The following is a 14,238-nucleotide window of genomic DNA, read 5'->3' as shown; positions in this document are numbered from 1 at the left end:
GCTGCGGCCTCTGCGGGCTGGTTCGTTTTCACCGTGGTTCCCCGCTCGTTCCGGTGCGCTTGTGGTGCGGGCCGAAGGCGCGCCCGTCGGCGGCTAGGATTGCCAGCTCCCGTCAGCAGGCCACGACCTTGACGGGGCGGCGTCCAGCGGACCCTTTGAAGACAGGCCTGTTCCGGCGCCGCTGTATGGGCGCGGATGAAGGAGACAGTTGCGTGGACACCCTCTCGGTGACGCTGGTCTCGGCGTTAACCTCAGGTGCCATCTCCATGGGGCTCGTGTGGCTGACCAGCCGTCAGCAACGGCGAGATAGCAAACGCACTCAACGCGAGACTCAGAACCTCTCGTACCTCAACCCCCTCAGGTGGCACACCGCTGAAGCTCATCACCGGCTCTCCCTCTACGCCACCTCTGTCGACCGGCATGGCTTCTACCGACCGGCTCAGGTCCTCAACGAACCGGAGGAGGTCGACGGTAAGAGCCCCGCTTGGTTTGCCGGGACGGGCGTCGCGCTGGTTTCAAGCATCTGGATGACTTCCTGCCTGTTCGCCCAGATGACTCGCACGCGTCACGACATACCGTTCCTGCGCTTGCCGGGAAAGGATGACACAAGACTTTCCGCCCTGATATTGAAGGTGCATGTAGCTTTCGCCGCCTGTGACGTCTACTACGCGACGCAGTCAAGCATCGGTACCGACGTCATTCTTGAACCCGAAGGACGACTCAGGAGCTACAGAGAATTTTGCGACCTTCTTTCGCAACCGGATCGGAGGGTGTGGGCAGACCCCCTCATCTGGTTCCACCTCGCCATCGCCAACGGTGAGCGCCGCCCCAACCTCCAGCGCGCCTTGGACGCCCTCCAAGAGTTGTCTGGGTTCCTCGACGACAGCCTTGCCGGCGGCGCGTCCCTGCAAGCGCGCTGGGACGCGGAGCTCTAGAACAGGCCGCGACGGCCAGCCCGTGATGATGGCTTACAGGCCCTTAACTTGGGAAGCTAAGGGCATTTACGGCTCGTGGTAGGGCTGACCTGTGACGGAGCGGCGTCGCCGCCCCGGTCTCCATCCCGGCACCCGACAGGAGCCTGCCTGTGGCAGAGAAGAAGGGCACCCGCCGCGCCAACGGCGAATCGGCCATCTACCTCGGGGCGGATGGTCGTTGGCACGCGCGCGTCCCAATGGGCTACAAGGACAACGGGGAGCCCTACCGCCGGCACCTCACGCGCAAGACCCGCGATGACCTGGTTGAGGAAGTCAAAAAGCTGGAGAAGCAGCGCGACGGGGGTTCGGCGCAACAGCCGGGCAAGGCGTGGACGGTTGAGAAGTGGCTTCAACACTGGGTCGAGAACATCGCCAAGCCGACCGTCAGCGAGAACACGTACGACGGCTACGAGGCTGCCTTCGCGTGCATCTCGTTCCCGGTGTCGGCAAGCACCGCCTTGACCGCTTGCAGCCCGAGCACCTGGAAAGCCTGTACCGCCCTATGCAGGCGAATGGGGAGCGCAAGGCGGGCACGGCTCATCAGGCCCACCGCACCGTCCGAACCGCGCTGGGGGAGGCGGTACGGCGCGGCTACGCGGCGAAGAACGCCGCCGCGCCGGCGAAACCGCCTCGGATGGAAGAGGACGAATCCGAGGTAGAGCCCTACTCCGTGGAAGAGGTTCAAGCCTGTTGCTCGAAGCCAACAAGCGCCGGAACAGTGCCCGTTGGATGCTGGCACTGGCGCTCGGACTGCGACAGGGCGAGACGCTCGGACCGCGCTGGTCTGACGTCGACCTGGACAACGAGTACCTGAAGCTACGCCGGAACCGTCTGCGCCCCCGGTACGAGCACGGGTGCCCGGAAGCGTCGCCGTGCGGCCGAAAGGCGGGGTACTGCCCCAGCAAGGTGCAGGTCCGGCGTGAGACGAAGAACACCAAGTCGCGAGCAGGCCGCCGCGCCGTGCCCCTCCCGGGCCCGCTGGTCGCCATGCTCCGTGCACACCGCGAGACGCATGCGCGAGAGCGCAAGGCGGCCGGCGACCTGTGGGCCGAGTCGGACTACGTGTTCACCAAGCCGCTCGGTGGCCCACTGAGCCCGAACACGGACTATCACGACTGGAAGCGGCTGCTGGACGACGCGGGGGTTCGGAATGGGCGGCTACACGACGCCCGGCACACGGCCGCCACCGTGCTCATGCTGCTCGGTGTCCCGGCCCGCGTCATTGATCAGATCATGGGATGGGAGCCGGGCACGTCCGCGAGCATGCGGGCGCGGTACCTCCACGTGCCGGACGCCATGCTCAAGGATGTCGCCCGGAAGATCGCCGAAGCCATCTGGGGAACCCCCGAAACACCCGCTGTGGACGAAAACCAGGACAACGAGGGCTGAGGACAACGACGAAGGGCCCCACCGTGAGGTGGGGCCCTTCGACATCGTGCCCGGTGAGGCACTGGCGGAGGATACGAGATTCGAACTCGTGAGGGGTTGCCCCCAACACGCTTTCCAAGCGTGCGCCCTAGGCCTCTAGGCGAATCCTCCGTCGGGAACATTACATGACTGAGGGTGGTGGTTGCGAACTCGTTCCCGCCCGTCGGATCGGGTACCCTTGGCGCAGCCCCTCACGTGGCGCTATCTGACTGAACTCCCCCAGGGCCGGAAGGCAGCAAGGGTAGGTTGGCTCTGGCGGGTGCGTGAGGGGCGTCTGCGTTTCCCGGGTGGTTCCATAAGCCGGGGCCTTCGTGAGGGTTCTTTCGAGCACGGGGCCCTTGTTTCGCGAACTGGGGGGCTTGTCCGAGAACTGGCGGCCCCTGTTCCGTGAACCGGGGCGCTGTGCTCCGGCGGCCCGGGTTGTCAGTGGGCGCCTATAACCTCGTAAGCGTGTCGTCTCTCGCGCTGTACCGCCGTTATCGCCCGGAGTCGTTCGCCGAGGTCATCGGGCAGGAGCATGTCACTGACCCGCTGCAGCAGGCGCTGCGGAACAACCGGGTCAATCACGCGTACCTGTTCAGCGGTCCGCGTGGGTGCGGGAAGACCACCAGCGCACGGATCCTGGCCCGGTGTCTGAACTGCGAGCAGGGGCCCACGCCCACTCCCTGCGGTGAGTGCCAGTCCTGCCGGGACCTCGCGCGCAACGGCCCGGGCTCCATTGACGTCATCGAGATCGACGCCGCCTCCCACGGTGGTGTCGACGACGCACGTGACCTGCGTGAGAAGGCGTTCTTCGGCCCCGCGAGCAGCCGGTACAAGATCTACATCATCGACGAGGCCCACATGGTCACCCCGGCGGGCTTCAACGCCCTGCTGAAGGTGGTCGAGGAGCCCCCCGAGCACCTCAAGTTCATCTTCGCCACCACGGAGCCCGAGAAGGTCATCGGGACCATCCGGTCGCGGACGCACCACTACCCCTTCCGCCTGGTGCCCCCGGGCACCCTCCGGGACTACCTCGCCGACGTCTGCGGACGTGAGGGCATCCCGGTGGAGGCCGGGGTCCTGCCGCTCGTCGTGCGGGCCGGCGCCGGGTCCGTGCGGGACTCCATGTCGGTCATGGACCAGCTGCTCGCCGGCGCCGCGACCGACGGCGTGACGTACGCCATGGCGACCTCGCTGCTCGGCTACACGGACGGCTCCCTGCTGGACTCGGTCGTCGAGGCCTTCGCGGCGGGGGACGGGGCCGCCGCGTTCGAGGTCGTGGACCGCGTGATCGAGGGGGGCAACGATCCCCGGCGGTTCGTCGCCGACCTGCTGGAGCGTCTGCGGGACCTCGTCATCCTCGCGGCCGTTCCCGACGCCGCGGAGAAGGGGCTGATCGACGCCCCCGCCGACGTCGTGGAACGGATGCAGACCCAGGCCGGCGTCTTCGGGGCCGCCGAGCTCAGCCGGGCCGCCGACCTCGTCAACGAAGGGCTCACCGAGATGCGCGGGGCGACCTCGCCCCGGCTGCAGCTCGAGCTGATCTGTGCGCGCGTACTGCTGCCCGCGGCGTACGCCGACGAGCGGTCCGTCATGGCCCGCCTCGACCGCCTGGAGCGGGGCGCCCAGTCCACGGCCGGGGGCCCCGGACCCGCGATGGGGTACGTACCCGCCTCCGACGCCCACGCCCACCCCGCCCACCCCGGAGCGCAGGCACCCGCCGGACCGGGGCCGGGGCCCGGCGTGCCGCCCGGTGGCGGACCCGCCGCGGCTCGGGCCGCCGTGCGGGGCGCCACTGCGCCTCAGACACCCGACCCCGGTCAGCCGCCCGCTCCGTCCTTCACGCCCGCCCCGGCCCAGCCGCCCGCTCCGCCCTCAACGCCCGCCCCGGCCCAGCCGCCCGCTCCGCCCTCAACGCCCGCCCCGGCCCCGGAACCGTCTGCCGCACCGGGTGCCTGGCCCACCGCCACCGCCGCCGGCAGCGGCCGACGCCCCGGCGGCTGGCCCGCCACCGCGGCCCCCGGTGGGGGACAGTCCCCCGCCACGTCCGGTACGCCCTCGCCCGATCCGGGCCCGCCCACCGGCGCTCCGGCCCAGACGCCCACCGGTGCTCCCACCCAGACGCCCACCGGCGCTCCTGCCCCCACGCCCTCCGGTACATCCGCCGGTACGCCTGCGGGTGCGGCGCCTCCCGCCCGGTCCAACCCGGCGCCCGCCCCGGCCGGTGGCGGTGGGCTCGATCCCCGCATGCTGTGGCCGAACATCCTGGAGGCGGTCAAGAACCGCCGCCGCTTCACCTGGATCCTGCTCAGCCAGAACGCGCAGGTGACAGGCTTCGACGGCACGACCCTGCAACTCGGCTTCGTCAACGCCGGCGCCAGGGACAACTTCTCAGGCAGTGGCAGCGAGGACGTTCTGCGTCAGGCGTTGCTCGAGCAATTCAACGTGCAGTGGAAGATCGAGGCGGTCCTCGACCCCAGCGGAGGGTCGGCTCCGGCGCCCACGAGCGGCTTCGGCGGTGGGGCAGCGGGCGGCGGGTCCGCGGGCGGCTACGGCGGAGGGAGCGGCTACGGCGGGGGCGGCAGTGGGACCCCGGCCGCCGGCGCCCGCCCCGGCCCGCAGTCGCAGCAGGCCCCGGCCTCCCGGCCCGCCGCGCCCCAGGCACAGGCGTCGTCGGCCCAGTCCCCGCCGCCGGAGCCACGTCCGGCGGCCGCGCCCGCGCGCCCCTCGGTGTCCATAGAGGACGACGTCCCGGAGGACGACGACCCGGATCTCGACGAGTCGGCCCTGTCCGGCCATGAGCTGATCGTCAGGGAACTGGGTGCGACGGTGGTGGAGGAGTTCTCCAACGAGTGACGACGCCCTCACGCACCCGGACCCGAAACGAGAGCCGATGACTCAGACCCGGTAACCCCAGACCCGTAACCGACAGGCGGGAACACCGGCGCCGTAACCGAGAGTCGGAAGCACAGCCGTAACCCCGACCCGGCAACACGGGCGCGCCGTAACCGAGAGTCGGAAGCACCAGAGCCGTAACCCAGACCTGGCAACACCGGCGCCGTAACCCAGTCCAAGACCGAGCGCTGCAGAGGCCACCAAATCGCCCTCACCCGGCTCCGGCTAGGCTGACCCCGTGAAGGTCCTCGTCATCGGCTCCGGTGCCCGTGAGCACGCCCTCTGCCGCTCCCTGTCCCTCGACCCCGCCGTCACGGCGCTGTACTGCGCCCCGGGCAACGCAGGCATCGCCGACGTGGCCGAGCTGCGTACCGTCGACGCGCTCGACGGCCGGGCGGTGGCCACCCTCGCCACCGAGCTGGGCGCCGAACTGGTCGTCGTCGGCCCGGAGGCGCCCCTCGTGGCGGGCGTCGCCGACGCCGTGCGCGCCGCCGGTGTGCCCTGCTTCGGCCCCTCCGAGGAGGCCGCGCAGCTCGAGGGCTCCAAGGCCTTCGCCAAGGAGGTGATGGCGGCCGCGGGCGTCCCGACCGCGCGCTCGTACGTCTGCACGACGCCCGAAGAGGTGGAGGAGGCGCTCGACGCCTTCGGCGCCCCGTACGTCGTCAAGGACGACGGACTGGCCGCCGGCAAGGGCGTCGTCGTGACCGGTGACATCGAGGCCGCCAAGGCGCACGCCGACTCCTGCGAGCGCGTCGTCATCGAGGAGTTCCTCGACGGCCCCGAGGTCTCGCTCTTCGCGATCACCGACGGCGAGACGGTCGTCCCGCTCCAGCCCGCCCAGGACTTCAAGCGGGCGCTCGACGGTGACGAGGGACCCAACACCGGAGGTATGGGCGCGTACTCGCCGCTGCCGTGGGCCGACCCGAAGCTGGTCGACGAGGTCGTCGAGACCGTGTTGCAGCCGACCGTCGACGAGATGCGCCGCCGGGGCGCCCCGTTCGCCGGACTCCTCTACGCGGGCCTGGCGATCACCAGCCGGGGCGTACGCGTGATCGAGTTCAACGCCCGCTTCGGGGACCCCGAGACCCAGGTGGTCCTGGCCCGGCTGAAGACCCCGCTCGGGGGCGTCCTGCTGGCCGCCGCACAGGGCACCCTCGCCGACATCGAACCGCTGCGCTGGAGCGACGACGCGGCCGTGACCGTGGTCGTCGCCTCCCACAACTACCCGGGCACACCGCGCACCGGTGATCCCATCGAGGGCCTGGACGAGGCCGGGAAGACCCCGCACGCATACGTCCTGCACGCCGGTACCAAGCGGGACGGCGACGCGATCGTGAGCGCCGGCGGGCGTGTGTTGTCGGTCACGGCGACCGGAGCGGGACTGGCCGTGGCGCGCGAGCGCGCATATGCGGCGGTGTCCCGGATCCGCCTCGACGGCTCCCAGCACCGCACGGACATCGCGGCGAAGGCGGCGGCGACCGAGGCGTAGTGTCCCCCGGCGGGGCATCGACGGCCTGCGGGTAACCCGCGGTAATGCGAAGGCCGCCATGTCAGCCACCTCTGCCCCGAGCCATTCCATCGAGTGAGCAATGCCCCATCCGGCTGACGGCGGACGAGGCCCCAACTAGGGTGCGGCGCAAGCGTTCCGGCACTTGGCCCACCGGCATTGCGATGTCCGTGGCGGGTGCGACTCTGGGGGAGTGAGCAATGCCATGGGTGCCCGTCGGCGGTGGCTGGGTCAGCACGCGCCGGGCGGACAGTAGGGGGTGACGCAGGTCGTGTCCGGTATGGGTGCGGAGGTGGGCGCGCAGGCCGCGCGCTCCCGGGCTCTCGCCGTGCTGCGTATCCGCAGCAGGGCGCTGGCCGTCGCCCTGCTGCCCGCGGCCGTCGCCGTCATCCTCGTGGCCGGTGAGGTCACCGGACATCTCCGCGGCGTCGGCTGGGACACGCTGCGCGTGGCCGTGACGGTGCTGGCGGGTGTGGTCCTGCTCGCGGCCGCCGCCATAGCGCTGGTCGTCGCCCGTGCCCGCCCCGCCGTGAGCCCCACGGTCCCGATCACCGAGGAGGCCGCCCCCGACCTGTACCGCATGGTCCGCGACCTGGCCGACCGTCTGGACGTCCCCGCGCCCTCGGCCATAGCGCTCACGCCCGACTGCGACAGCTGGCTCGAGGACCGCACCCACCCCGCGCACGCCCCTCCACCGCCTCCGGACGGGGACGAGATCGGGAGCGTACGGGGTTTCTCCGGGCGCCAGCGCCGCGCCCCGGCCGCGCCCGTGCTGGTCATCGGCTCGCCGTTCCTGTGGTGGATGCGCGTGGGGGAGCTGCGGGCGGTCCTGGCCCCGGTCGTGGCCGGTACGGGACCGTCGGCACAGCCCGACATAGCGGCGGCCCGTCGCTTCGTACGGGGACTGGACGCCGCTGTCGCGGTCGGCTCGGGGCCGGCCCGGTGGGCCGTGGCCCGCTGGGCGCTGGGCGGGGTCGGCTGGGTGGCGCGGCTGCTGCTGCGCGGCTGCCGGAGCCACGCGGCCGAGATGGAGCGCGGCGTCGCGGCCGCGGCGGCGGAGCGTGCACAGGCTGTGGACTACGGTCTGCGGATCGTCGCGCAGGAGCAGGTGGGGCTCGCCTACGCGGGCTGGGACCGTCTGCTGACCCGGGTGGCGCTGCCGGCCTGGCGGATCGGCCGCTGGCCCTCCCGGCTGGACGCGGGAGTGGTCGCGGCCCTCACCGAACTGTCCCGTCGCGACCGCCTGGCCGAAGGCTTCGCCTCCCGCCTCGGTGAACGCCCCGCCTGCGATCTGCTGGAGGAGCCCGGTCTGGTGGACGAGGCGGCGTCCCTGCTGGCCGCCCGTCTCTTCCACGGCGGCCCTCCCGAGCCCGGCCCCGACTGGGCGCCGGTGAACTGGCAGGAATACCCCGACGAAGTGGTCGACCGTAAATGGCGCACGGACGCCGCCCGGCTGCACCGCGTACTGGACAGCCTCGGGGTGCGCCGTTCCACGGACCCCGGAGGCCCCACGCTGGCCCGGGTCATGGACCACCTGGCCGCCACGAAACCCCACCCCGGTTCGGCCCGCCCCGGCCCCCCATCCGAATCACTGGCCGCCGGACTCACGGCAGAGCTGGCCCGCGAGGAACTCGCCGCGCCGGACCGCTCCCCCGCACCCGCGGACCACGGAGCCGACCGGGCGCTGTGGGACGAGGGCATGCTCCCGCTCTTCCCGCTCCAGCCCCCCCGCACGGGCCGCGAACTCCTGGCCGACCACGTCACCGCCATGGTGTGCTGCGCGGCGATGGACACGGCCGGAGCCACCCCGGGCCTGGACTGGCTGGACGGCCCGTCCCTGCTCCAGGCCGGGCAACGGGTCCCGGACCTGGCCCCGCGAGTCCTCAGCCTCATAGAGGACGGCAACCCCACTCCGCTCCGCGACTGGCTCCGCAACCTGGGCGTCCGTGCGGAGAAGCCGGTCCGCCTGGTCTGAGGTGCCCTGGAGTGCGCCCCAGCGCGGGGAGGGTCCGCGGGGGCGGACCGGAGGCGGACCGGGGGCGAAACGGAGGCGGACCGGGGGCGGACACCGCGCAGGAGCAGCCACTCCGCTCCGACTGAAGGCTCCCGGCCGGGCGGTGGAAAACCCGCCAATCCGAAAACACCAAACGCTGCCAAAACGACCGGAACAGCACACGTTCCCGTCATCAAATAACGACGAACGGTGACGGAGTGCGTGCGTAATGTGATGTGCTGGGACCGATCGCTGAACGAGGCAAGAGCCACGGGCCAGTGCCACACGCCCATCCGGGCGACAGCGCACACCCGAACGGGGGCCACGAGGGAGGGGAGCACGCATGGGGTCGGAGCCGGGTCCGGAGCACACCCGCCGCTGGGAATCGGGCGCACTCGCCCACGCCGTGTCGGACCCCTTCGGGCAGGGCCCCGTCCCCTGGATCCGCGGCACGGAACACTACTTCGGCGACACGGGCAACATCGTCCCCTGGTACGTGGACCCCATCCCTGCCGAGGCGGCCGACCACACCGGCGGCCACGCCGCCTCCCGCACCAGGACCCGCCCTCGGACCCGGCACGACCGGGGCAGGATCCCCCACCCCCGGACCGGCGGCGGCCCCCGGGCCGCCGACGATGTGCGCCGCCAGATCAAGGGCTTCGCCTCGACCGGAGCCGTGGCCCCGGGCGAGGCCATCGACTTCCACATCACGGTCGACCCGCCCCAGCAGTTCGGGGTCGACATCTACCGCATCGGCCACTACGGCGGAGACGGCGCCAGCAAGATCGTCACCAGCCCCCGGCTGTCCGGCATCGTCCAGCCCTCCCCGCTCACCGCCGACCGCACCATCTCCTGCCACCACTGGTGGCAGTCCTGGCGCCTGCAGATCCCCGACCACTGGAACATCGGCGCCTACGTCGCAGTCCTCACCACCGCCGACGGCTACCGCTCGCACATCCCCTTCACCGTCCGCGACAACCGCCCCGCGGACCTGCTCCTCCTGCTGCCGGACATCACCTGGCAGGCGTACAACCTGTACCCGGAGGACGGACGCACGGGCGCGAGCCTCTACCACGCCTGGGACGACCAGGGGCGGCTCCTAGGCGAGAACGACGCCGCCACCACCGTCTCCTTCGACCGCCCGTACGCGGGCCTGGGCCTGCCCATGCACGTGGGCCACGCCTACGACTTCATCCGCTGGGCCGAGCGCTACGGCTACGACATCGCCTACGCCGACTCCCGCGACCTGCACGCCGGCCGTGTCGAACCCACCCGCTACCGGGGCCTGGTCTTTCCCGGCCACGACGAGTACTGGTCGGCGTCGATGCGCCGCAACACCGAGCTCGCCCGCGAGAACGGCACCTCCCTCGTCTTCCTCTCCGCCAACACCATGTACTGGCAGGTCGAGCTGGGTCCGTCGCCGTCCGGCGTGCCCGACCGCCTGCTGACCTGCCGAAAACGCAGGGGACCCGGAAAACCGGCCCTTTGGCGCGAAATGGACCGCCCCGAACAGCAACTGCTCGGCATCCAGTACGGGGGCCGCGTCCCCGAACCGCACCCGCTGGTCGTGCGCAACGCCGACCACTGGCTGTGGGAGGCCACTGGAGCGGGCGAGGGCGACGAGATCGAGGGCCTGGTCGCCGGCGAGGCCGACCGCTACTTCCCGCGTGTCCCGCTGCCCGAGCATCAGGGCCGGATCCTGCTGGCCCACTCCCCCTACCAGGACGCCGAGGGCGTGGTCCGTCACCAGGAGACCTCGCTCTACCGATCCCCCTCCGGCGCCCTGGTGTTCGCCTCCGGCACCTTCGCCTGGACCCCGGCACTCGACCGCCCCGGCCACACCGACCCCCGCATCCAGCGCGCCACCGCCAACCTCCTGGACCGCATCTGCAAGCGCGACTGAACGCATCCGTGCGGACGGTCGCGGAGGCGGACGCGGAGGCTGACGCGATGTTTGTCGCGCCGACGGTCGCCGAGGCTCACGCGATGCCTGTCACGCCGATGCTCCGGCAGGCAGGCGGGCGGGGCGGGGCTGCGGCAGGCGGTCGTTAAGGCTGTATGCGCGGCGCGTGGCGGGGCTCGGTCAAGGTGATCCGGCGGCGCTCCGCGCGTCGTCGCGAAGGCTGTCGCGGCGGCGCTCGGTGGGCCGGCGCTGGCCGGCGCCCTGCGAGACGGTGAGCCGGTCGGGACGGTGATCCGGCGGCGTTCGCGTGCTCCGCAGGGGCCCTCGCGGTGGCTGAGCCCCCGCGCCACGGCCCCAGCACCCGGCCGTTCCCCGTATACGGGAGAATCGAGGCACTTGGCCAGAACCGCGGGGAGGAACCGTGTCCGGATTCGTCGTAAAGCCCGAGCCCCTGCAGGTTCCGGGCCTGGTGCACCTGCACACCGGCAAGGTGCGGGAGCTGTACCAGAACGAGGCGGGCGACCTCGTGATGGTCGCCAGTGACCGCATCTCCGCGTACGACTGGGTGCTGCCGACCGAGATCCCCGACAAGGGCAAGGTCCTCACCCAGCTCTCGCTCTGGTGGTTCGACCAGCTCCGTGATCTGATTCCGAACCACGTCCTGAGCACGGAACTCCCCGCCGGCGCCCCCGCCTCCTGGCAGGGCCGCACCCTCGTCTGCAAGTCCCTGCGGATGGTCCCCGTCGAGTGCGTCGCCCGCGGCTATCTGACCGGTTCGGGCCTCGTCGAGTACAACGAGTCCCGTACGGTGTGCGGCCTCGCGCTGCCGGAGGGGCTCACCGACGGGGCCGAACTCCCCGCCCCGATCTTCACTCCGGCCACCAAGGCCGCCGTCGGCGACCACGACGAGAACGTCTCCTACGAGGAGGTCGCCCGCCAGGTCGGCGCCGACGTCGCCGCACAGCTGCGCCAGGCGACCCTGGCCGTCTACAACCGCGCCCGCGTCATCGCCCGGGACCGCGGAATCATCCTCGCGGACACCAAGTTCGAGTTCGGTCTGGAAGGGGAGTCACTCGTTCTGGCCGACGAGGTGCTCACCCCGGACTCCTCCCGCTTCTGGCCCGCCGACTCCTGGCAGCCGGGCCGTGCCCAGCCGTCGTTCGACAAGCAGTTCGTACGGGACTGGCTCACCTCCGCGGAGTCCGGCTGGGACCGCCACGGCGAGCAGCCCCCGCCCGCGCTGCCCCAGCAGATCGTGGACGCGACCCGGGCGAAGTACGTGGAGGCGTACGAGCGGCTGACGGGCGCGAGCTGGTCGTAGCGGCCGCGGCTCCCCTCGTACCGGACCCGCCTGCGCACGGGGTCCGGTACGCACGGGGCGAGGCCGGAAACTCCGGTGAGGTCGACAATCCCAGGCGCCGAAGAACCGGACGCCGAAACCCGGACGCGCCGGAACCCAGGCGACGTCGATACCCCGGGACGACGACGAAGACCCCGGTCACCTGGACCGGGGTCTTCGTTCTGGAGCGGACGACGAGGCTCGAACTCGCGACCTCAACCTTGGCAAGGTTGCGCTCTACCAACTGAGCTACGTCCGCACTGCGCCGTTGCGCGAGAGCTACTATACCCAACCTCGCTCCCGGGCGAGACGTACCGCGGAGTGCCGGTTCTCCGCCCCCAGCTTGGACACGGCCGACGACAGGTAGTTCCGGACGGTCCCCTCCGCCAGCGCGGCCCGCTCCGCGATCTCCGCGACCGGGGCCCCGTCGGCGGCGAGCTCCAGCACCGTGGCCTCCCGCTCGGTCAGCGGGGAGTCCCCGGCGGAGATCGCGTCGGCCGCCAACTCCGGGTCCACGTAACGGTTCCCCGCGTGGACGGTACGAATGATCTCCGCGAGCCGCTGCGCGCTGACGGTCTTCGGCACGAATCCCCGAACCCCCGCGGCGAGCGCGCGTTTCAGATGCCCCGGCCGCCCGTGGCTGGTCACGATCAGTACCTGGCACGCGGGCAGCTCGGCCCGCAGCGATGTGGCGACCTTCACACCGTCCGCCCCCGGCATCTGCAAGTCCAGTACGGCAACGTCCGGCGCGTGTGCCCGCGCCATCGCCAGGGCCTCCGGTCCGCTGGCCGCCTCGGCGACGACGGTCAGGTCGTCCTCCAGCCCGAGGAGCGCGGCGAGCGCCCCCCGAATCAGGTGCTCGTCGTCGGCGAGCAACAGCCGGATCGGTCTGACGGCGGTCATGACAGGACCTCATTCACGGAACGGGCGGTGGCGCTCGGGCCGGGCAGCGGTGTGGTCTCCGGTAAGGGGACGGACGCGGTGACGCGGAACAGACCGCCGGACGTGCGCCCGGCGGTCAGGGTGCCGCCCACGGCGGACAGCCGCTCCCGCAGCCCCGGGAGCCCGGACCCCTTGTGCTCCTTGCCGGCTGATCTATCCGTTTCATCCGTTCCATCTGTTCTGCCCGCTCTGTTCGCTCCGTCCTCTAGGCCGTCGTTCTCCACCATGAGCACCACAAGCCCCTCTGCCACCCGCAGGCTGACCGCGCAGCGGGCGGCGTCCCCGTGGTGCAGCACGTTCGTCGTCGCTTCGCGCACCACCCAGCCGAGCGCCGACTGCACTTGGGCCGGCAGGCCCGTCGTCGGGCCGCTGATCTCGCATTCGATCCCGGCGGCCGTCAACACGCCCTGCGCACCGGAGAGTTCGACCGCGAGATCGGCCTCGCGGTAACCGCGTACCACCTCTCGCACCTCGCGCTGCGACTCCTGTGCGATGCGCTGCACCTCGATCATCTGCTGCACGGCCTCGGGCCGTTCCCGCCGCGCCAGTTGCACGGCGAGCTCGCTCTTCAGCGCGATCACGGCCAGGTTCCGGCCGATCACGTCGTGCAGGTCACGGCCGAAACGGAGCCGTTCCTCGGCGACGGCGAGCCGGGCCCGGGTCTCGCGTGCATCGTTCAGTTCGTAGACGGCCTTGAGCAGCCAGACGGAGACCATGCCGGTGAAGTAGAAGAACCCGCCGCCCACGGTCGATACCGCGAAGATGAAGGCGGCCTCCGGCACGCCCAGCGGGAAGGCCACGCACGCCGCCCCCAGGGCGAAGCCGAGGATCATGGAGACCAGGCGCCGGGTATTGCGCATCCCGAGTGCAAGAGCACAAGTGCCGAAGCCCAGGGTCCCCATGAACACCATCGTGGCGCCGATCGCGTCCTCGTCGCTGGGGGCTTTGCGCGTCGCGAGGACGAGGGCCCCCAGGCCGATCACGGCGGTCGCCACTCCGACGGCCCAGAGCATCCGCCGGGGCTGGGGCCGTCGGCCGCTGATCCAGTCCAGGCTCCGGGCCCACGACACGCCGCACAAAGCCGCATGCACGCACACCATCAGGAACAGGATCCAGTTCCACGGCGTCCAGAGATTGGCGAAAGCCGCCAGTCCGAAGGAGGCGATCTCGATCAGCACGAACGAGTGGAACGACCACCTCGTGTACGTCTCCACCTTCTGCGGCGTGCTCTGCTCCCGCCACCAAGCCCCCGGCCCACGCACAGTGCCGCCCCCC

At 71.3% G+C, this 14,238-nt stretch carries 8 protein-coding genes, 2 tRNA genes, 1 other RNA gene and 1 pseudogene; 8 read left to right on the top strand and 4 right to left on the bottom strand.

Annotation, left to right across the window (positions count from 1 at the left end; translation table 11 throughout):
- The first annotated feature begins 212 nt into the window (after positions 1-212).
- Both EF387_RS16800 and EF387_RS16795 read left to right on the top strand, forming a co-directional pair.
- Entirely contained in the window at positions 213-935 is a 723-nt protein-coding gene (locus tag EF387_RS16800; protein WP_128377377.1) for a hypothetical protein, read from the top strand.
- A 149-nt stretch (positions 936-1,084) separates the two neighbouring features.
- Positions 1,085-2,363, top strand: a pseudogene (locus EF387_RS16795) (tyrosine-type recombinase/integrase).
- A gap of 62 nt (positions 2,364-2,425) precedes the next feature.
- On the opposite strand, the gene EF387_RS16790 reads toward EF387_RS16795, so the two are convergent.
- Positions 2,426-2,513, bottom strand: a tRNA-Ser gene (locus EF387_RS16790).
- A gap of 72 nt (positions 2,514-2,585) precedes the next feature.
- Here EF387_RS16790 and ffs point away from each other — a divergent pair.
- The 6 genes from ffs to EF387_RS16760 all read left to right on the top strand — a co-directional run bounded on the left by ffs (position 2,586) and on the right by EF387_RS16760 (position 12,003).
- Positions 2,586-2,680, top strand: an RNA gene (gene ffs, locus EF387_RS16785) — signal recognition particle sRNA small type.
- Positions 2,681-2,852: 172 nt separating this feature from the next.
- Positions 2,853-5,240 (top strand): DNA polymerase III subunit gamma and tau, encoded by a 2,388-nt coding sequence (locus EF387_RS16780; RefSeq protein ID WP_128377376.1) that lies wholly within the window; start codon positions 2,853-2,855, stop codon positions 5,238-5,240.
- Positions 5,241-5,517: 277 nt separating this feature from the next.
- Positions 5,518-6,768 (top strand): phosphoribosylamine--glycine ligase, encoded by a 1,251-nt coding sequence (gene purD, locus EF387_RS16775; protein ID WP_128377375.1) that lies wholly within the window; start codon positions 5,518-5,520, stop codon positions 6,766-6,768.
- A 298-nt stretch (positions 6,769-7,066) separates the two neighbouring features.
- Positions 7,067-8,761, top strand: coding sequence for a M48 family metalloprotease (locus EF387_RS16770; protein WP_128377638.1), 1,695 nt, complete (start codon positions 7,067-7,069; stop codon positions 8,759-8,761).
- Positions 8,762-9,122: 361 nt separating this feature from the next.
- The gene (locus tag EF387_RS16765) at positions 9,123-10,682 is read left to right on the top strand and encodes a N,N-dimethylformamidase beta subunit family domain-containing protein (protein ID WP_128377374.1); all 1,560 of its coding nucleotides are present in this window, start codon (positions 9,123-9,125) and stop codon (positions 10,680-10,682) included.
- A gap of 421 nt (positions 10,683-11,103) precedes the next feature.
- Positions 11,104-12,003 carry a phosphoribosylaminoimidazolesuccinocarboxamide synthase gene (locus EF387_RS16760; RefSeq protein ID WP_128377373.1) on the top strand — a complete coding sequence of 300 codons (900 nt, stop codon included), beginning with the start codon at positions 11,104-11,106 and terminating at the stop codon, positions 12,001-12,003.
- A gap of 201 nt (positions 12,004-12,204) precedes the next feature.
- Here the strand turns inward: EF387_RS16760 and EF387_RS16755 are convergent.
- The 3 genes from EF387_RS16755 to EF387_RS16745 all read right to left on the bottom strand — a co-directional run bounded on the left by EF387_RS16755 (position 12,205) and on the right by EF387_RS16745 (position 14,225).
- A tRNA-Gly gene (locus tag EF387_RS16755) sits at positions 12,205-12,280 on the bottom strand.
- A gap of 23 nt (positions 12,281-12,303) precedes the next feature.
- Entirely contained in the window at positions 12,304-12,924 is a 621-nt protein-coding gene (locus EF387_RS16750) for a response regulator transcription factor (RefSeq protein WP_128377372.1), read from the bottom strand.
- Positions 12,921-14,225, bottom strand: a complete 1,305-nt coding sequence (locus tag EF387_RS16745; protein ID WP_128377371.1) for a sensor histidine kinase — start codon at positions 14,223-14,225, stop codon at positions 12,921-12,923. Before EF387_RS16745 ends, EF387_RS16750 begins: the two co-directional genes overlap by 4 nt.
- Between the last annotated feature and the right edge of the window lie 13 nt (positions 14,226-14,238).

The sequence above is a fragment of the Streptomyces cavernae genome (genome assembly GCF_004023625.1).
GTDB lineage: Bacteria > Actinomycetota > Actinomycetes > Streptomycetales > Streptomycetaceae > Streptomyces > Streptomyces cavernae.
The sequence above is the reverse complement of the archived record's forward strand: the minus strand, read 5'-3'. Positions and strand labels throughout refer to the sequence as shown.

Coding starts and splice junctions, on each gene's coding strand:
- EF387_RS16770 (WP_128377638.1), top strand. CDS start 7,067: ATGGGTGCGGAGGTGGGCGCGCAGGCCGCGCGCTCCCGGGCTCTCGCC.
- EF387_RS16765 (WP_128377374.1), top strand. CDS start 9,123: ATGGGGTCGGAGCCGGGTCCGGAGCACACCCGCCGCTGGGAATCGGGC.
- EF387_RS16750 (WP_128377372.1), bottom strand. CDS start 12,924: ATGACCGCCGTCAGACCGATCCGGCTGTTGCTCGCCGACGACGAGCAC.